The organism is Candidatus Chloroploca asiatica, assembly GCF_002532075.1.
Classification (GTDB): domain Bacteria; phylum Chloroflexota; class Chloroflexia; order Chloroflexales; family Chloroflexaceae; genus Chloroploca; species Chloroploca asiatica.
In genome coordinates, this window is the sequence record NZ_LYXE01000119.1 from 1 (window position 1) to 19,333 (window position 19,333).

16 protein-coding genes are annotated in these 19,333 nt (G+C 59.8%); 14 read left to right on the top strand and 2 right to left on the bottom strand.

The features are described from left to right. Nucleotides 1-357 precede the first annotated feature (357 nt). A complete protein-coding gene (locus A9Q02_RS15490; protein ID WP_097653996.1) occupies nt 358-1,317 on the top strand; it encodes a DUF4351 domain-containing protein in 960 nt (319 codons plus the stop codon). A gap of 56 nt (nt 1,318-1,373) precedes the next feature. On the opposite strand, the gene A9Q02_RS15495 is transcribed toward A9Q02_RS15490, so the two are convergent. Next, on the bottom strand, nt 1,374-2,252 hold the full coding sequence (locus tag A9Q02_RS15495) for a prenyltransferase (RefSeq protein ID WP_097653997.1): 879 nt from the start codon (nt 2,250-2,252) through the stop codon (nt 1,374-1,376). Then, a complete protein-coding gene (locus A9Q02_RS15500; RefSeq protein ID WP_097653998.1) occupies nt 2,242-2,448 on the bottom strand; it encodes a hypothetical protein in 207 nt (68 codons plus the stop codon). Before A9Q02_RS15500 ends, A9Q02_RS15495 begins: the two co-directional genes overlap by 11 nt. 265 nt (nt 2,449-2,713) lie before the next feature. On the opposite strand from A9Q02_RS15500, the gene A9Q02_RS15505 reads away from it, so the two are divergent. From A9Q02_RS15505 to A9Q02_RS15570, 13 genes are all read left to right on the top strand, one after another. Next, nucleotides 2,714-3,142: a response regulator transcription factor gene (locus tag A9Q02_RS15505; RefSeq protein ID WP_172451025.1), complete on the top strand. Its 429-nt coding sequence runs from the start codon at nt 2,714-2,716 to the stop codon at nt 3,140-3,142. Nucleotides 3,143-3,431: 289 nt separating this feature from the next. Then, a complete protein-coding gene (locus A9Q02_RS15510) occupies nt 3,432-4,205 on the top strand; it encodes a hypothetical protein (protein WP_097654000.1) in 774 nt (257 codons plus the stop codon). A gap of 43 nt (nt 4,206-4,248) precedes the next feature. After that, nucleotides 4,249-5,118, top strand: coding sequence for a hypothetical protein (locus A9Q02_RS15515; protein WP_097654001.1), 870 nt, complete (start codon nt 4,249-4,251; stop codon nt 5,116-5,118). A 231-nt stretch (nt 5,119-5,349) separates the two neighbouring features. Continuing rightward, entirely contained in the window at nt 5,350-9,042 is a 3,693-nt protein-coding gene (locus A9Q02_RS15520) for a beta-sandwich domain-containing protein (RefSeq protein WP_172451027.1), read from the top strand. A gap of 369 nt (nt 9,043-9,411) precedes the next feature. Continuing rightward, complete coding sequence (locus A9Q02_RS15525; protein WP_097654003.1) at nt 9,412-10,923, top strand: hypothetical protein; 1,512 nt, start codon at nt 9,412-9,414, stop codon at nt 10,921-10,923. Nucleotides 10,924-11,005: 82 nt separating this feature from the next. After that, entirely contained in the window at nt 11,006-13,654 is a 2,649-nt protein-coding gene (locus tag A9Q02_RS15530) for a winged helix-turn-helix domain-containing protein (RefSeq protein ID WP_097654004.1), read from the top strand. A gap of 174 nt (nt 13,655-13,828) precedes the next feature. Continuing rightward, on the top strand, nt 13,829-14,932 hold the full coding sequence (locus tag A9Q02_RS15535; RefSeq protein ID WP_216361533.1) for an alpha/beta fold hydrolase: 1,104 nt from the start codon (nt 13,829-13,831) through the stop codon (nt 14,930-14,932). Further along, nucleotides 14,929-15,135 (top strand): hypothetical protein, encoded by a 207-nt coding sequence (locus tag A9Q02_RS15540; RefSeq protein WP_097654006.1) that lies wholly within the window; start codon nt 14,929-14,931, stop codon nt 15,133-15,135. Before A9Q02_RS15535 ends, A9Q02_RS15540 begins: the two co-directional genes overlap by 4 nt. A 472-nt stretch (nt 15,136-15,607) precedes the next feature. Next, nucleotides 15,608-15,862, top strand: a complete 255-nt coding sequence (locus tag A9Q02_RS15550; RefSeq protein ID WP_245860563.1) for a GlsB/YeaQ/YmgE family stress response membrane protein — start codon at nt 15,608-15,610, stop codon at nt 15,860-15,862. A 107-nt stretch (nt 15,863-15,969) separates the two neighbouring features. Continuing rightward, on the top strand, nt 15,970-16,269 hold the full coding sequence (locus tag A9Q02_RS15555) for a CsbD family protein (protein ID WP_097654008.1): 300 nt from the start codon (nt 15,970-15,972) through the stop codon (nt 16,267-16,269). A 126-nt stretch (nt 16,270-16,395) separates the two neighbouring features. Continuing rightward, nucleotides 16,396-16,779: a hypothetical protein gene (locus tag A9Q02_RS15560; protein ID WP_097654009.1), complete on the top strand. Its 384-nt coding sequence runs from the start codon at nt 16,396-16,398 to the stop codon at nt 16,777-16,779. A gap of 211 nt (nt 16,780-16,990) precedes the next feature. Then, on the top strand, nt 16,991-18,514 hold the full coding sequence (locus A9Q02_RS15565; protein WP_097654010.1) for an FAD-dependent oxidoreductase: 1,524 nt from the start codon (nt 16,991-16,993) through the stop codon (nt 18,512-18,514). Nucleotides 18,515-18,806: 292 nt separating this feature from the next. After that, nucleotides 18,807-19,187, top strand: coding sequence for a hypothetical protein (locus A9Q02_RS15570; protein ID WP_097654011.1), 381 nt, complete (start codon nt 18,807-18,809; stop codon nt 19,185-19,187). Nucleotides 19,188-19,333 lie beyond the last annotated feature (146 nt).

Below are 19,333 nucleotides of genomic sequence, written 5' to 3' on the forward strand. Positions count from 1 at the left end.
CCGCAAGGGGTGCCCGTACACCGGATTCGGCCCCCGCCCCGGTACGGGCACCCCTTGCGGGTGCCCCGTTGTATCCGATTTCGTATGATGCAATCGCCCTGATCCAGGACACAGGGCGATTGCGTCTTCCGTGTATGCACCCCGCCAAGGCACCCGCAAGGGCACCCGCGAGGGCACCCGCGAGGGGTGCCCGTACACCGGATTCGGCCCCCGCCCCGGTACGGGCACCCGCAAGGGGTGCCCCTACTTGCGTGCGTATGAGGGTTGTGGTGCGATAAATATCGTACATACGTTCTTTTCTGGCTCGTTCCGCGTTCACCCGCACGGGACGAGCCTTCGTCCCACTGAGGTCACGCGATGGCGCTCGATCATGACGGCATCTTCAAGCAACTGCTCAGCTCGTTTCTCGTCGAGTTTCTCGACCTTTTTGCCCCGGATATCCTCGCCCTCCTTGACCCTGCCACGCTGATCCTGCTCGCGCCCGAGTCGTTCGTGGACTTGCTCGATCCTGACCGCCGCACCGCCGACCTGGTTGTCCAGGCACAGGGGCGCGAAGGGCTGGCAACCTTCCTCATTCACCTGGAGCATCAGGCGCAGCGCGATGCCAAGTTGCCCCGCCGGATGTTTCGCTACTTCGCCCGGTTCTATGACCGGTACGACGTTCCGATCTATCCGATCGCGCTCTGTTCGTATCCCAGCCCGCGCCGATTAGCCCCGGATCGGCATCAGGTTGTGCTGGGCACCCATGACGTGCTCCGGTTCCAGTACCTCATGATACAATTGAACCAGTTGGACTGGCGCGCCTATCTGAGTAGCACGAATCCGTTGGCGGTGGCCTTGATGGCGCGGATGCGGATTCCGCGTGAGGAACGCTGGCAGGTCAAAGCAGCCTGTCTGCGCATGCTGGCGGGTTTACCGGTGACGGCAGCACAGCAACGGATGCTGGCCGCCTTTGTCAGCATCTATCTCCCCTTGAATGACGTCGAGACCCGTCGGTTTGAGGCGGAAGTTGCCACATGGCAGACACCAATCCAGGAGGCAGTCGTGGAACTGATCACAGAATGGGAATTGAAGGGGCGGGAAGAAGGACGGCAAGAAGGACGGCAAGAAGGACGGCAAGAAGGACGGCAAGAGGAACGCCAGGCTCTGCTCCTTCGTCAACTCACGCGCAAACTTGGACGGTTGCCTGAGGCAACCCAACGTGAGATCTTAGCCTTGACGCCCGAGCAGTTACTCACGTTAAGTGAGGCCTTGCTGGAGTTTGACACGCTCAGCGATCTGACCGCCTGGCTTGGCCAGCAGCAAGCTGGGGCGTAACGTCCATGGTCATTCACCGAAGGCGCTTGCGCGTCACTGTCTGGTGCCTCGATGGGTCACACCCAGTAGGCAACGGTATGGGCGAGCATCAGCGCAAGCATCAGCCCCGCGCCCGGAACGGCTGAGTCGGTACGGGTCGCACGGAAGCCAACATACAGGCCGAGCGGCAGCGTGAGCAGGCCCGCAACCGCGACGGCGGCGGGGATGATGTGCGGCATGAGCAGCAGCGGCAGCAGATAAGCCAGGGCAATACATGCCCACCAGAGCCAGCGCAACCGCTGGCCGAGGATGACCGCCAGGGTGCGTTTGCCAACCAGGGCATCGGCGTTGCGGTCGGCCCAATGCACCCCCAGGATGCAGGTGAGCGCAGCCGCCACCATCGGGGCGAGTTGGAGATAGGCCTCGAGCGGCGGCGCGTGGTGGGCGGCGGTCGCATAGGCCATCAAGGGCATAAGGAGGCCGCCGAGCAGGGCATTCGTGATCTCCCCCAATCCGCGCCGCTCGAGCGCCAGGGGCGGCAGCGAGTAGGCCCAGCCGCCGCTGAGACCAATCAGCAGGATGAGACCGGCCGCCAGAGGCAACCGACCACTGAGCACCGCTCCGATGCCGACCACGATCGTCAGGGCGCTAACAAAGAGTGCGGCGTTAAGCGCTAGCGTGCGCGTGGCCAACCCTGCGGCAATCGCGCCGCTTCCGCCAGAGATACCAGTGTGAACCGCAAGCGCATCGGTGTCAGCATCGGCATACTCATCCGCATAGTGAGCCGCCAGGTTAGCCAGCATCGTGAGGGTCAACGCAAGCGCCTGATCGCCCCAAATGATCGGGTGGCCTGCGTACCTGGCCATGGCAACCCCAACCGCATAGGCCAGCACCCCGCTCGGCAAAATGAGCGGGCGGCTCATCTGCCAGAGGCCACGCAGCGGGTTAGGAGCCATTAGCTGGCGAACGTGTGATGCTAATGAGTTGGGCAATATCCTGCACCGCGACAACGTTCCGTCGGCCCGTACCACGCCCAAAGATCGTCACCTTCCCCTGCTCGATCTGCGGCTTGCCGATGAGCCCGTAGGCGTGAGTCGCGAGAAACGCGGTGGGACGCACGAGCGTGCCACTCGCGCCAACAATCAGAACCATAGCTTTCCTCACGATCCTCAGAGAGTGACCAAACCCCGAACATAGCGTGCGCCAACAATAGTCGTGCAGTGAATACCGATTATACATCTTGGCATGAGCATCGTGCAAACGTTTCTCTGATCCTCGCAGGGCTACGCTGACGTTGGAAAATGTCTGGTGAGCTGGTTGACTTTTATAGAGGCGAACGATAGTGGAGCAACCGAGGCCAAACGGAGCAGATCCCGATGGTGCTACGGGCGGCGGCAGTTCAGAGATGATCAACCCAATGACTTCCCAACGAGACAATTTGCTTACCACACGCGAGCACGACGTGATGACTCTGGTGGCACGTGGTGCCAGTGACCGACAGATCGCCTTACAGCTCTTCCTCAGCCCCTGGACGGTGCGCCACTATGTGCGTCACGCCTGCGTAAAGCTGGGGGCGCCGAACCGCACCGCAGCAGCGGTGCGCTACGCCGTGCGCTACTGGCCTCCCGTCGGCAACGACACAGGGCAGGATCTGGTTGCACTGAGCGCGCAGGAGTGCCGCGTGCTTGATCTGGTGGTGGATGGCTTGCATGACGATGCGATTGCAACCCACCTGGACGTATCAATCTCCACCGTCAGGCAGCACATCCTACGTGCCTGCCACAAACTCGGGGTAGAACATCGCACCGGCGCGGCGGTGGAGTACTACCGGAGCAAGGGAGCATAGTGTTGGAGGAAAGAGGAAAGAGGAAAGAGGATCTGTGAGGTCTCAGGCGGCACTCCTCCTCCTTGCAGAGACAAAGCGCGGAGACAGAGACGACCACAGTGAACTTGACAAAACAAATAGGGGCAAGGACTACTGACAAGTAGGACTTTCTTCTCACTCAAGAATGACAGGTAGCAGGGGAGAGGAAAACAGGCTACGATTCGGTTCATAAAAGCACATTGCCTGGGCTCCGTCTGACAAAAGCGTTGCCATCTATGGATCGAACTCATACCAGGAAAGGCTTCATCAGATGAATCGATCAATCACCTTTCGCACGCAGATCGCGATCAACACAGTGACCCTGTGCCTGGTTGCCTTCATGCTTTTAGCATCAAATACCTTTGCTAATTCCAATGTTGCCAACACGGTTAGTAGTACCACAACGACCACCATCAGCTACCAGGGCCACCTGACTAGTCCTGACGGCACAGCGGTCAGCGCCACCCTACCGATGACCTTCAACCTCTATACCGGGCCTACGGGCGGCACAGCGGTATGGACGGAGCAGCGCAGTGGGAGCAACGCGGTACCAGTGAGCAACGGCTTATTCAACGTCGCCCTGGGCAGCGTGACCCCGATCCCGGTCAGCCTGCTCAACGCACCACTGTGGCTGGGCATCAGCGTGAACAGCGATGCCGAGATGTCGCCACGGGAACAACTGGCGAGCGTGCCCTATGCGGCAGTTGCGGGAAATGTGCCTGATGGCAGCATCACACAGCTACAGGCACCGAGCCTGGTTAGATCCGCTAACGATACGAATGTTCGACTGTATCACGGAAAGAAGACCATGACCAGTCAAGGGAGTCAAAATATACTACAATTTTCGATTACTCTTTCTCCTCCATGCAAGTATCATTTTGAGGTTTTTCTACAACCATCATGGACGTATCATAACGATGTCATTTCAAGTGTAGGAGGAACCCCAGATGGTTTCACAGCTTATTTCCGCCTTGCTGACGGACGAAGCTGGAGCGATGGTCAGTGGCTGCCTGTTGATTGGCTTGCTATCTGTAGTGACAACTGAAATGCTTGTGCCATATTGATCGAATAACGAGAGGAATGATCCCATGAATCGCACCGTCACCTTCCGCACACTCCTGCTCGCAAACGGCCTGAGCATCCTACTGCTTGTAGCCGCGATGCTCGCCACCAGCACACTGGCCGGCCCAACTTGGCAAGCGGCACCCGCTGGTAACACAGCAACGACCACGACCATCAACTACCAGGGCCATTTGACCAACCCTGGTGGTACGCCGGTCAGCGCCACCCTACCGATGACCTTCAACCTCTACGCCGCGCCTACGGGTGGCACGGCGGTATGGACGGAGCAGCGTAGTGGGAGTAACGCGGTGCCGGTCAGTAACGGCTTGTTCAACGTCGCCCTGGGCAGTGTAACCCCGATCCCGGTCAACCTGTTTGGCGCACCACTGTGGCTAGGCATCAGCGTGAACGGCGATGCCGAGATGTCGCCACGGGAACAACTGGCGAGCGTGCCCTATGCAGCAGTAGCAGGAAATGTGCCACAACTGCTTGGCGAAAAGAGATGCGATCAGAATGAGACTGGAACCCCTACTACAGAAGTATTACCCGAGGGGTTTCATGTCGTCAAGTGTAGTAATGCTCAAGATGCCATGTCAGTTACCGTTGCAACAAACGGTGGACCTGTGGTTGTCCATATGACTGCCCGCTACTACATGAGCCCGGCAAGGCAAACGTACTGTTCTATCGCAGTCTTTAGAAACGGAACCAGAGTAACAGGCGTAAACCTCGGAGGCAACACTCTCAACAACACGGGACAGGGATGTTCTGGCTCCTTTGTATTCACTGAATTGCCGCCAGGAACCTATACATTTAAATCTGAGGCCGGGTTCTTTGGAGGCGCAGAAACAACGGTTAATTGGAAACATGGCCGACAGATCGCCGTCTTTCAGTTTTGATCTCGAGGTCTATGTCTCCAGCAGAACTGACGTAGCGGCTACTCGGACAAGTCGTGACGCAGCGCATCAGGACACGATCTCCATGGCACCAGAAGTACTACATCGCCCACGGGCCAGTGGTGCCACGAGAAGTGAGGGGAGCGTGCGTCAGACCTCACAGCGTTAGTTTTGCGGCATTGACTTATCAGGCTAAACTTCATGCCTTTCTGTAATGTGAAAGAAGGATTTGCTATGAATCGCCCCACCACCCTTCACAAGTTGGTGAGTCCCATTGTGTTGCTGATTGTAGCGATGCTGATGGTTATGCACCCAAGGTATGGATTAGCACACCAGCCTGAAATGACTGTGATGCCACAGACAGAGTCCGTTGCGGCAGTCGGCTCCTACGACAACGCCGCCATCGCTGACTATGCACTTGCCCGTGTCGGTCAGTGGGGTGGTCAATGTCGCCAGTTCGTCAACAACGTCGTCTGGGCTGTTTCGGGCGGTACACAGAGTATTGGTGGTGGCAACGGTGCCTTCGCCAATCTCGCCGCCAACGGCATCGAAATCACGAACATCAACGACTTGGTGAAGGGCGATGTCGTGCAGTTCGAGAACTCACCAGTGGTCGCGTGGCTGCATACATTCATTATCGTAAGCCGTGTTAGCGGCAACACATTCAACGTCGTTGACTCTAACTGGGATACGGGCAGTGGGAACAACGAAATCATCCACGCTCACCAGATCACCTTCACGCTCGATCCAGCAACCAGGCGGGCGTTTCGGTTTGGGACAGTTCAGCATCCCAACCGCCCTCCCAACCCGCCTTCCCTCTTGTCCCCCGCCGATGGCAGTACGAGTGGCAGCACCAGCGTCGCATTGACGTGGAAGCATAATGGCGACCCCGATGGCGACACGTCCTTCAACTACTATGTGAGAGTCTTCAGCAATAACGTCGAGATTAAGAACAGCGGATGGATCGACGAAAGCACCTGGACGGTGCGCGATCTCAGCGACGGCAACTATGAGTGGACAGTTCAGGTCGGTGACAGGAAGGTGGGCAGCATCCTTGCTGCACGCTGGCGCTTCACTGTTGATACCGTTGCGCCAACTGGGTCGTTTACGCTGAATCATGGCTGGGCGACCGCCAACAGTGTCAGTATGCCGCTCGACCTGACCGCTACTGATCAGCATAGCGGTGTCCAGGACGTGCGCGTGGGCAGTACGTGTGCCTCGCTGGGCGCATGGCAGCCCTTTCAGCCTCGCATCTGGTGGCAAGCCACTGGTCAGCACGGCGACACCGTGCGCGTCTGTGCTCAATTCCGTGACCGTGCGGGCAACTCGTCGCTGACTGCCGAGCAGAGCACCCGCCTTGATTTCTATCCCGCTCAGCCATCCTCCGCCAGCTACCGGCTGCGCTCAGATGTGAGCGCGATTAGTGGTGAGCCTCATCAGTCGGGCAATTATCGGCTGAACAGCACGGCAGGACAGACTCTCGCCAGCGGGAGCTACGCCACAAGCAGCAGCTATCGTGCTGCACTTGGCTTCTGGCCTCGCTTTTTCTTCACCCCGCTCACCTACAGCATCACCGGGCGCGTCACCGACGCCAACGGCAACGGGCTTGGCAGCGTGACGATTAGTGACGGTTCGCGCATGGCGAATACGACGAGCAATGGCGATTACACGATCAGCGGCGTGCCCGCCGGCAGCTACACGCTTACACCCAGCCGCAGTGGCTATACGTTCAACCCTTCATCGCTCAGTGTGAGTGTCAACGGCAATGTGACCGGTCACAACTTCACGGGCACGCTCATTCCTCCAGCGACCTACAGCATCAGCGGGCGCGTGACCGACGCCAACGGCAACGGGCTTGGCAGCGTGACGATTAGCGACGGTACGCGTATGGCGAATACCACGAGCAATGGCGATTACACCATCAGCGATGTGCCCGTCGGCAGCTATACGCTTACGCCCAGTCGCAGTGGCTATACGTTCAACCCTTCATCGCTCAGTGTGAGTGTCAGCGGCAATGTGACTGGTCACAACTTCACGGGCACGCTCATTCCTCCAGCGACCTACAGCATCTCTGGGCGCGTCACCGACGCCAACGGCAACGGGCTTGGCGACGTGACGATCAGTGACGGCACGCGCATTGCGAATACCACGAGCAATGGCGATTACACCATCAGCGATGTGCCCGCCGGCAGCTATACGCTTACCCCGAGCAAGGACGACTTCAGCTTTAGCCCGACCAGTCTGAGTGTGACCGTCAATGGCGATCTGAGTGCGCAAAGCTTCACTGGCACGCGCAACACCTACACCATCAGCGGGCGCGTCACCGACGCCAACGGCACCGGTCTCAGCGACGTGACGATTAGCGACGGTACGCGCAGTACCACGACCAATAGCAATGGCGACTACACGTTGAGCAACGTCCCGGCGGGCAGCTACACGCTTACCCCGAGCAAGAGTGGCTTCAGCTTTAGCCCGACCAGTCTGAGGGTGACGGTCAGCGGCGATCTGAGTGCCCAAAACTTCACCGCGACCGCGACGCCCCCGGCAACGGGTGTGACCCTGGCAATGGTGCCCGCGTCCCCGAGCCTCGCGGTCGGCGGCACGGTGATGGTCACCCTCGAGGTGCGCAGCGATACCCAGCCGATTGACGGCGCGGCCTTCTTCCTCGACTTTGACCCGAGTGTCCTGGAAGTGGTTACGGTGCAGCCCAACCCCGTGCTCCCGCTTGAGCTGATCTGGCGTATCAATGCGACGCCCGGCCAGCTTGATCTCGTGCGCAGCGCCTTGAATCAACCCTTCCCCCAGGGCACTTTCCACTTCGCCACGGTCACCTTCCGTGCCCGCCAGGCCGCCCCCGCTGGCACCTCGATCCAGTTCAGTCGCACCGCCGACCGCCAGACCGATGTGACCGCCAACGGAGTCTCGGTGCTCGGGCCGCTGGTGCCCGCCACGCTCACCGTGCGCGATGGCATGGCCGTGAATGTGCAGGTGCACCTCGAAGGCGCCCCCGGCTCCCCGGATCCGCGCCTGAGCTTGCCACTCGCGGTGACGCTGCGCCCAGCCGGAAGCACGACCCCCGTCTATCAGGCGACCCCGACCCTCGACCAGGCCGGTCGCTTCCAGATCGCGGGCCTCGCCCCCGGGGCCTATACCCTGAGCGTCAAGCATCCCCAGACGCTGCGGGCGGAGGTGACGCAGGAACTGAGCGGGGACACAGCGACTATTGCCATCGGGCCGCTCCCCTCGGGCGACGCCAACAATGACAACCAGGTCTCGTTGCTTGACTTCTCGGTGCTCGCCACCACCTTCGGGCGCAGCAGCGGCAGTGCGGGCTACGATGGGCGGGCGGATTTCAACGGCGATGGCGTGATCAATCTGCTCGACTTCTCGCTCCTCGCCAAGCACTTCGGCAAGGCAGGAGCAGAGGCCTCACCACCCGTCGAGGCGCGTGCCGGTCAGTCAGTCATCCGGGCGGAGCAGGTCGTGCCAAACCTCACCGCAGGGGCAATCGTGACCCTGAACGTGGCGGTACACGCGCCGGCGACCGGGCTGGATGGGGCTGCGGCAACACTGGCCTTCGACCCGAACGTACTCGAAGTGCTCGCCGTGACGGGCGATGCCACACTCGAGCGCTCGCTCCAGCAGGTGGTTGACCCCATCGCCGGACGGATCATCCTGGCGCGGGGCACCCTCGCGTCGCAACTCCCCACGGGGCAGGTGCAGCTCGCGCAGATCCAGTTGCGGGCACGCACCGATGCCGCCGCGACCTCGATCACGCTCGTGGATGACGGTGAGCACGGTCAGAGTGTGGTCACGGCGCGTGGGCACGTGGTGCCCCTGGCGGCAACGGAATGGCGGCTGACGCTGAGCCCGGTGAAGCATACCGTCTACCTGCCGGTGGCGATCCGCGCAGCAACGACACGGTAAAGAAGTCTGGGGAATACGTTTCCCGGTAGCGCCGCCGACCACGAATGGGGCAACGAATACACGAATACCGCACCGCCCATTTTCGTTTATTCGTGATCAGTATTCGTGGTCGGCAAGGGCTGTCAGCAAACTTCGTTCACAGACCAGTAAGAAGTCTGGGAACGAAGTTTCCCAAACTAATAAGTCGGCACTCCCGAAAGCCGGTCGATGCGTTTGTCAACGGAATTTTCTGATGATTTGACGCAAAGGCACAAAGAGCCTTTGCCGCTCAGGGTGGCCCAACACAAGCAAACGTCATTGACCGACACATCAAGCATCCGAGCATACCAGGGAACGAAGCCCTGTTAAAATGAATGATGAGGCGCAGCTATGCGGAGCAAGCGACAACCTAACCATCTTTGGCTTCCCAGTTTGATCGTCGTTCTGGTGATCCTTGTCGGTATCACCTTCTCGCTGGCCCGGCTGATGGCTGCGCCAACCGTGACCCTGAGCCTGGTACCGTCAACGCTGACGATGGCCCCGGGCGAGATTGTCACCGTGACGATTGAGGTGCAGGCCGGAACGGAGCCCATTGATGGGGTGGCAGCCTATCTCGATTTTGACCCCACGCGCTTCCAGGTGAGCGAGGTCAGCCCTAATAATACGGCGTTGCCCTTTGAGTTGGTGAACCGCTTTGAGAATACGCTCGGCACGCTTGATCAGGTGCGTGGGGCGCTCAACCAACCCTTCCCCAGCGGCACCTTTACGCTGGCAACCTTTCAGTTGCGTGCGCTCGATGTTCTAGGGACGAGTGCCCTCAGTTTTAACCAGGGCGTGCCTTCGCGCTTACGCCAGAGCGACGTCACCTCGGGCGGCGTCTCGGTGCTTGGCTCCGTCGGAGCGCTCACGGTCGAGATTACCGACGCCAGTTCACCGACCCCGACCGAAAGCCCGACCGAGCCGACGCCCAGCACGCCAACCGAAACCCCGACCGAGCGTCCAACCAGCGCCCCAACCGAGAGTCCGTTACCCACCAGCACCCCGACCAACACGCCGACTGAGAGTCCGTTACCCTCCAGCACGCCAACCGCGAGCGCGATGCCTACCACCACCCCAACCGCGAGCACGTTGCCCACCAGCGCTCCGACGAACAGCCCGACGGGCACCCCGAGCAATACACCGACGGCCACGGTTCCTCAGACGCAGACGGTGATCTTGAGCCTGGTACCGTCAACGCTGACGATGGCCCCGGGCGAGGTTGTCACCGTGACGATTGAGGTGCAGGCCGGGGCCGAGGCCATTGATGGGGTGGCGGCCTTTCTCGATTTTGACCCCACGCGCTTCCAGGTGAACGCGGTCAGCGCTGGGGCGGCGTTGCCCTTTGAGTTGGTGAACCGCTTTGATAACACACTCGGCACGCTTGACCAGGTGCGCGGGGCGCTCAACCAACCCTTCCCCAGCGGCACCTTTACGCTGGCAACCTTTCAGTTGCGTGCGCTTGATGTTCTAGGGACGAGTACCCTCAGCTTTAACCAGGGCGTGCCTTCGCGCTTGCGCCAGAGCGACGTCACCTCGGGCGGCGTCTCGGTGCTTGGTGCGGTTGGAGCGCTCACGGTCGAGATTACCGACGCCAGTTCACCGACCCCGACCAGCACGCCGACGAGTGTCCCGACTGAGAGCCCAACCAGCACGCCGATAAGCACGTCAACACCAACGACGATAGCCCCCTCTCCTACGCCAAGCGTACCGCCTTCTTGGCGTGTATTCATACCATCTATTCATAAGAACAGCACAGCTATCTTCACTTCCGATTTTACTCCATCTATCGGAGCGCGTGCGCTCACTATTAAGACCTCACAGGTCTGCTCGTCGGCATTGGGACGCCATCATCAAGACCTGTGAGGTCTCTTCTCGTCCTTATTTGCAAGGTATTGCGCCTAGAAAGTGCCTTGCTCCGACGGGTTTTCCCGTCTATACTTGCGGCATGGTTGTTCAGTTTCTCCAAACCAAATGCTATGTGCCGCCTCCCCGCGCCAAGAGCGTGGTACGTGCGCGTCTGAGCGACATGCTGCAACGTGGCCTGCTGGCCGGTCGCAAACTGACGCTCATCTCTGCCCCCGCCGGATATGGCAAGACGACGCTGGCGGCGGATTGGGCGCGTCAGACCGGCGTTGCGCTTGCCTGGCTCGCGCTCGATGAGCAGGATAATGAATATGGGCGCTTTCTCACGTACCTGCACTTTGCGCTGCAACAGATCGATGATGGTGCGGCGATGCAGTTACGGACGGCCCTGGACGCGGCGAGACTCCCTTCACCAGAAGCGATCGCCATTGGTCTCTGCTATGATCTCGCCCAATTGGGGCTGCGCAACGGACGTTTGCTGCTCGCCTTCGATGACTACCACAAAATCCGCGAACCCCTTATCCACGATCTGCTCAACCTGCTGCTAGAACACCTGCCACCCACCTGCCATCTCTTGCTCCTCAGCCGTGAAGACCCGCCCCTTCCCTTGCCCCGTCTGCGCGTGCGCGGCGAGATGACCGAGCTTCGCGCCCAGGATTTGCGCTTCACCGTTGCCGAGGCGGAACAGTTTTTCCATCAGACGATGCAGTTGGCGCTACGGCCTGACTGGGTGGCGGCGTTGGGGGAACGCACTGAAGGGTGGGTCGCCAGCCTGCAACTGGCAGGACTCTCGCTGCAGGGGCGCGATGCGGCGCACACCGAGGTGTTCATTCAGGCCTTTGGCGGTAGCCATCGCTATGTCTTCGACTATCTGGCTGAAGAGGTGTTGGGGCAGCAGCCAGAGGAAGTTCGTGCCTTTTTGTGCGGAACGGCCGTGCTCGACCGCTTCAATGCCTCCCTTTGCCACGCCCTCACTGGCCGCGCCGACAGCCAGGCCATTTTACATCAACTGGAGCAGGCCAACCTGTTCCTCATTCCGCTGGACGATCGTCGTGAGTGGTACCGCTATCACCACCTGTTTGCCGACTATCTCAACACCTTGCTTAGCCAAGCGGAAAAGAGGCAGTTATGCCAGGCCGCAGCAGCATGGCATGCCGCTAATCAGTTGCCGCTCGAAGCAGTGCGCTATGCGTTCGCCAGCGCTGATGTCGCCTTTACCGCCGCTATGCTGGAACAAGTCTTGCGGCGCGATACCACCTGGTCTAGCTTTGATCTCGGTCTTTTTTCCTCTTGGTTCGCTGCGTTGCCGCTGCATGTTCTCGAGGGCCGTCCGGAATTGAAGCTCAACGCCGCCCGTATTTTTTATCTAGCACGACGGTTTGACCTGGCAGAAAAGCAGATCACCCAGGCAGAGCAAGCGTTACGTGCAGCGACACCAACGCCTGAAACAGCGCAATTGCAGGCACTGGCGACGCTCTATCGTGGGTCTATTGCTTCGGTGCGCGGCGATTTCGCCCAAGCGATGGCACACTTCGCCCTTGCTCAGGAACGTCTTGATCCTGACGATCATCTGGCCCATGCGCGGGCGTTGTTTGGGCTGGGTCTGGCCTATAAACTAGCCGGGCAGACTGAACGCGCCGTGCAGCACTATATGCGCGCTGCGGCTGAAGCCATGTCGGCTGGGGTCGCTTTTCTGGTGGTGCATGCGCAATGCAACGCGGCAGAAGTGCAAATGACCCAGGGGCGCTTGCGCCTGGCTGAGCAGACGTGCCAGCAGATTGCGCACTATGCCACCGAAGCAGGTTATGCGCATCTGGGGCTGCCCTTGACGCTACTGGGAGGGTTGGCCCTCGAGCGCAACGATCTGACGACCGCCGCACAATGCTTGCAAGAGGGCTTGGCGATCGCACGCCAGAGTGGACTGACGGATGATGTCCTCGTGGCGATGCGCTTCCTTTCCCGCCTGCACCTTGCCCAGGGTAACGCAACCAGCGCACTAGGCATGATGCAAGAGGCCCACGCCATCACCCAGGGGCAAGAGATCCCGCGCTTATCGCTGCTGTCCGCTGCTCATTTGGCACGCATACAACTGTATGGGGGGCAGCAAGCGGCGGCAGCGCAATGGGCAACCGCGTACCAAGCTACCCACGCCGACTACGTGCGTGAATTCGAGGATCTGACCCTGGCGCGAATTTGGCTGACGCTGGGCGAGCTCGACGCGCTCCCCACGCTCCTGCTCTCGCTGTTGGCACAGGCGGAAGCGTCGGGGCGGGGGCAGACTTGCCTGGAAGCAATGCTGCTGCTTGGCCTATACCATCACGCGCAAAAAGAAACGGACAAGGCCCTGGAATGGATCGGCCGGGCGCTACGCCTGGCTGCGCCGGAAGGGTATGTGCGGCTTTTCTTGGATGAGGAACCTTCCCTGCGCGACTTGCTGCCCCAGGTACGAACAATTGCGCCTGACTGGGTAGACAGCATTCTGGCTATGGCTCATCCTTCGGTAGCCCCCCGCGCCGCGCTGCTGACGCAATTGCCTGAACCATTGAGCGAACAAGAATTAAACGTCTTGGCCTTACTCTGCGCCGGTCATTCGAATCGGGAAATCGCCGCCAAACTCTTTATCAGCCCCGGCACGGCCAAGTGGCATGTGCATAACATTCTCCAAAAGCTTGGCGTCGGCAGCCGCACCCAGGCCATCATTCGTGCCCGCGAATTGGGCTTAACTTCCTAATCAACCCCAACCCACCTCTCGCCCCAAACCTACCCCCCCAACCTATCTTTGGATAGGCGATCTCCCTTTGCGCTCACGGTATGCTGCAACCAGACTTTTCTTGTCATTGGCCGTCTTTACCGCCTCAGGCCGAAAACTATGCACCGCTTCAACGTACAAAAGGCAAAAAGTGTCATGTGGACAGTTATCGTCATTATGGTGGCAGCCAGCCTGGTTCTCTTGAGTCTCTTGCTCGCCTGGAGTCCCGGACGGCCACAACCCTTCCTTGATGCACATGGCCAACCGTTGGCCGACAGTCTTGCCGAGAAAATCCACGTTGACATCAATGGCGTGGAGCAGGGCATGTTTATCAAGAGCAAGCATATTGGCCATCCGGTGCTGCTGTTCGTGCATGGTGGTCCCGGAATGCCCGAATATTGGCTGACCCAACGCTACCCAACTGATCTCGAAGCGCATTTTACGGTTGTCTGGTGGGAACAGCGTGGTGCGGGCCTTTCCTACAGCCCTGATATACCGCCAGAAACGATGACGGCCGAACAGTTTGTCGCTGATACTCTGGAAGTGACCCGCTACCTCATCAACCGCTTTGGCCAGGAAAAGATCTACTTGATGGGCCACTCGTGGGGCAGCTACCTTGGCATCCAGGCAGTGGCAGAGGCACCAGAGTTGTACCATGCCTACCTCGGCATGGGGCAGGTTTCGTATCAACTGCAAGCGGAACAACTGGCGTATGCTTATGCCCTGGCGCAGTACAACACCAACGGGAACCAGCGCATGGTGCGACGCCTAGAAGCCGCACCGCCCACGATGACCGTCCCGCTTCCGACGGCCTATGAGGCGCTGCGCGACGAATACATGCACGGGATCGGCATCGGTACTACCCGTGACATGACCTCAGTTATCACGGGTATTTTCCTACCATCCTGGCAATTCCGCGAGTACACGCTGCGCGAAAAGGTCAATCTGTGGCGCGGCAAGGTCTATTCCCGTTCACGCACGTTTAGCCTGTGGGATACGATGCAGGCCACTGACTTGACGCAACAGGTGACGGAACTGGCAATTCCAGTCTATTTCTTCCACGGTACATACGATTACACCTGCGCCTACCCATTGGCGAGGGCCTATTTTGACGAACTCAAAGCGCCGCTGAAAGGATTTTACACGTTCGAAAACTCGGCTCACTCGCCCATATTTGAAGAACCAGATAAAGCCCTGAAGATCTTGTTGGAAGATGTGTTGAAGGGGGCAACAACCCTCGCTGATGAAGAAGAGCGATGAACAATTACCACATCTGCGTGCGCGGCCATCTGGATGAGCGCTGGTTTGACTGGTTTGATGGGCTGACCCTTGCCGTCACCGATGATGGGATGACGCTCATTACCGGCAGAGGTCTCGATCAGGCCGCGCTGCACGCCATGCTTAACCGCATCCGTGACCTTGGACTGGAATTGATTTCGGTGCAACAGGTGAAAGCTGAGTGAGGTAGCACATTTTGAGGATGCATCTAGAGGGGCGAGGCGCGCTCAGCCGGATGACCTGGAGCCATTAGGCGACTAGCTGGCGCGGCCGAATTGCCCGCCCGCCCCGCAACCTGGCCTTGGAATGGTTTGCGTTGCTCGACGCTCCTAGCAAGCAACTCTACACCTTTGCCGACGCCGAGCACTCGGTCGCCTTCGAGCAGTATGAAGCGCTCCACGACATTTTGACAGGGACGGTTCTCCCAGAAGCGTCCAGACGACCAGCGATGCTGCGCGGCGTTCAGTATGACAAGGCCGCGAGCATCGTAGCCTCAACGGTATCCCTCACGCTGTCAGGGATACTCCTGACACTCCATGCGGAATTTTTCGGCTACCGGCGCTGGCGCATAGCCGCTATACTCAAGAGTACAAGCCACATTCCCTATCGCAATTTAAACGTATATCCAACGGCGTATGCCGTTGAAAGGGCACATCGATGATTAATCTTCTTGTATGGCTCATCGTCGGCGCGGTGATCGGTTGGGCTGCGGGTCTCGTGCTAGGTGACCGCAACAGTGTCTTGGTCAATATCATTGTTGGCATCGTGGGTGCCATGATCGGTGGGCTTCTCTTTGGTGGGCCAACGATCAACGAGAGTGCCCTGAACCTAACTGCAATGCTCATCTCGCTGGTTGGCGCAATCATTCTTCTCGCGGTCGTCAATCTTGTTCGCCGTGGACGCCTGGCATAGGACGATAAAACGGAGGTTGTGGTGCGTCTCAACCTCCGTGTCCGCATATTGTTGCTGCGCCGGATCGCTAGAACGATGCGGCGCAGCGCTAGATAAAGGACTCGACAATGAGCAACGGAACCGAACGGGTAAAGGGTAAGGCAGAGGAAATCAAGGGAGCCGTGAAGGCGACTGTCGGCAATGTGGTTCATAACGAACAGTTGGAGGCGGAAGGCCATGCCGATCAGGTTGAAGGTCAGGCTCGCCAGAACCGCGCGAAGACGGAGGAGCGGGTCAAGGGCACGGGCGAGGAGCTCAAGGGCGAGACCAAAGATGCTGTTGGCGGCCTGATTGGCGACGATCACATGAAGGCGGAAGGCAAGGCGGAAGCCCAGAAGGGCAAAGCTCGCCAGAACGTCAATAAATAGGGATAATCACATGCGACGCGGCGGTTCTGCTCCTCAGACCCGTCGCGTCGCAAAGGCTGTCCCTCAGGCTCTGCGCACAGGATGATGCGCTGTATGTGTGCCAGAGCGCAAGAAAAGGAAAGTCCTATGCAAAATCTTGTTACATCGCTCCGCTGCAGCAACTGCGGCACGCCGCTGGAACTGCCTGCCAAGGGTGTATTTGGCGTTAACTGCCCGGTCTGCCAACTCCTCAACACCTTCGGTGTGCTCCTCCCCGATTCCGACCTTACCGCCGAGACGTTTGAGGCACAGCTTGGCAATCTGGTCGCCCAGGCCCGCACAAGCGGCATCCCGCTCGATGTCATTGTTCACACCCTGCGCGACGAGCTAGAGTTCTCAGCTGAACTGGCGAGCCGTGGGCGGGATTTGTATGTGCAGATCATCGATCTTGGCCCCAGCATAAGCCAACCCCTGCGTCGATCCCAGCGTGACGATAGCGCCATGCTGCGCGGCCGCAGCGTCGGAGGCTAGGGGCATGCAAAGAAGGCGGTTTTTTTGGCGCAAAGGCGCAAAGGTTTTCGTGTAGGTGCGCTCATCCTGCGCGGCTTGGCGTGCGCTTCTTTGAACAGTATTGAGGGTAGGGGCGCAGGCCCCAGACATACTTATTTTGGGCGTGGCCGACATGGCCAGGCAAGCTGGCAAAGTCGGCCATTAGGGATGGCGAGAATCTCAGGAGAACCGAATGCAGAGACAGATCATCCAGACCACCTCAATCTGGCACGACGGCTTCAATCTTCCCACGTATAGCCCGCTGACCACGGATCTGCGCATCGCAGTTGCAGTCGTGGGCGCAGGGATCGCGGGCCTCTCGACCGCCTATCAACTCGCCAAGCGTGGCATCCAGGTTGCGGTTTTCGACGACGGGCCGATCGGTGGTGGCGATACCGGCAATACCACCGCCCATCTGACTGGTATGCTCGACAAGGGCTACGCCGAGACCGAATATCTGCGCGGTACCGATGGCGCGCGCCTGACCGCTGAGAGCCATCTTGCCGCAATCGACATGATCGAGCGCATCGTCCGCGACGAGGCAATCGCCTGCGACTTTGCCCGCATGGATGGCTACCTCTTCCTCGCCCCAGGCGGCGAGTTGCGCACCCTCACTGAGGAGCGCGACGCCGCCCAACGCGCTGGGCTCAACGATGTCGCGCTCCTCAGTGAAGGGGTCACGCTTGGCAACGTGCGCCTCAGCCCGGCCCTGCGCTTTCCGCACCAGGCCCACTTTCACCCACTGAAGTATCTCGCCGGGCTCTGCCACGGGATCGAGCGTATGGGCGGCCAGATCTTCTGCGGCACGCACATCACGCGCGTGAACGCCGAGGCGATCGTCACACTCGAGACCACTGACGGCCCGGTGATCCGCGCCGACTCGGTGGTGCTGGCGACCCATATGCCGATCGACGACACGCTCGGCTACTCGTTGCGGATCTTCCCCGCGCTCACCTATGTGATCGGCCTCCACCTCCCCACCGGCAGCCTGCCAAACTTTCTGGCCTTTGACACGGCCGACCCCTATCACTACGTCCGCATCCAGGCCGCAGAAGATCACGACGTGCTGATCGTCGGCGGTGAGGATCATAAGACGGGCCAGGCCGATGATATGGATGCGCGCTATCAGCGCCTCGCACAGTGGGCCCGCACGCAATTTCCGCTGGCCGGTGAAGTGCTCTACCGCTGGTCGGGTCAGGTGGCGAACTCCTTCGACGGCCTGGCGCTGATGGGGCCTGATCTGGTCTCGCCGCACGTCTACGTGATCACCGGGCAGACCGGCATCGGCATGACCCACAGCACCATCGGTGCCATGATCATCGCCGACCAGATTGTCGGAATTCCCAATCCATGGGCGGAGCTCTACGCACCGGGGCGGGCGACGGGGCATGGACTCGGCGAGGTCGTAAGCGAGGGGCTGAATGTGCTGTCGCAGTATACCGATCTGCTCAAGGGCGGTGATGTCGCCTCCGCGACCGAGATCCCTGCCGGGAGCGGGGCCGTAGTCGGCTGGGGGCCGATGAAGGTCGCCACCTACCGCGATGACCAGGGGAGGCTCCACCACTGCTCGGCGCTCTGCACTCACCTTGGCTGCATCGTGGCGTGGAACGACTCCGCGAAGACCTGGGACTGTCCGTGCCATGGCTCACGCTTCGATAGCTATGGCACGGTGATCAACGGCCCCGCTCCCAGCGATCTTCTCCCAGCTGAGGAGTGAGCATTAGGCTCATTGGTGGGAAGCTCCGTGTGGAATACCTGACAGTGTCAGGTATTCCAGCAACCAAGAGGGGCTGAAAGCCCGCTTTCTACGCTGTCACATCTTTGCTATGATATTCAGAGATGGAAGAGCAGACTGATCGGCCCCTATTCACCCCCACGCAGTCCTGTTGTTGCAATAATCAGCTCCTCCCCGGTTCTGTCGCGTCGACAAGGCTGGCCAGCAGGCTCTGGGCACAGGGTGATGCGCTGTCCGTGTGCCAGAGCGCAAGAAAAGAAGAAAGGAAAGCCCTATGGAGAATCTTGGATCGCTCCACTGCAGCAACTGCGGCACGCCGCTGGAGCTGCCTGCCAAGGGTGTATTTGGCGTTAACTGCCCGGTCTGCCAACTCCTCAACACCTTTGGTGTGCTCCTCCCCGATTCCGATCTTACCACCGAGACGTTTGAGTCGCAGCTTGGCGATCTGGTCGCCCAGGCCCGCGCAAGCGGCATCCCGCTCGATGTCATTGTTCACACCCTGCGCGACGAGCTAGAGTTCTCAGCTGAACTGGCGAGCGGTGGGCGGGATTTGTATGTGCAGATCATCGATCTTGGCCCCAGCACAAGCCAACCCCTGCGCCGATCCCAGCGTGACGAGAGCGCGATGCTGCGTGGCCGCAGCGTCGGAGGCTAGGGGCGTGCAAAGAAGGTGGTTCTTTTGACGCAAAGGCGCAAAGGCGCAAAGGTTTTCGTGGAGGTGCGCGTATCCTGCGCGGCTTGGCGTGCGCTTCTTTGAACGGTATTGAGGGTAGGGGCGCAGGCCCCAGACATACTTATTTT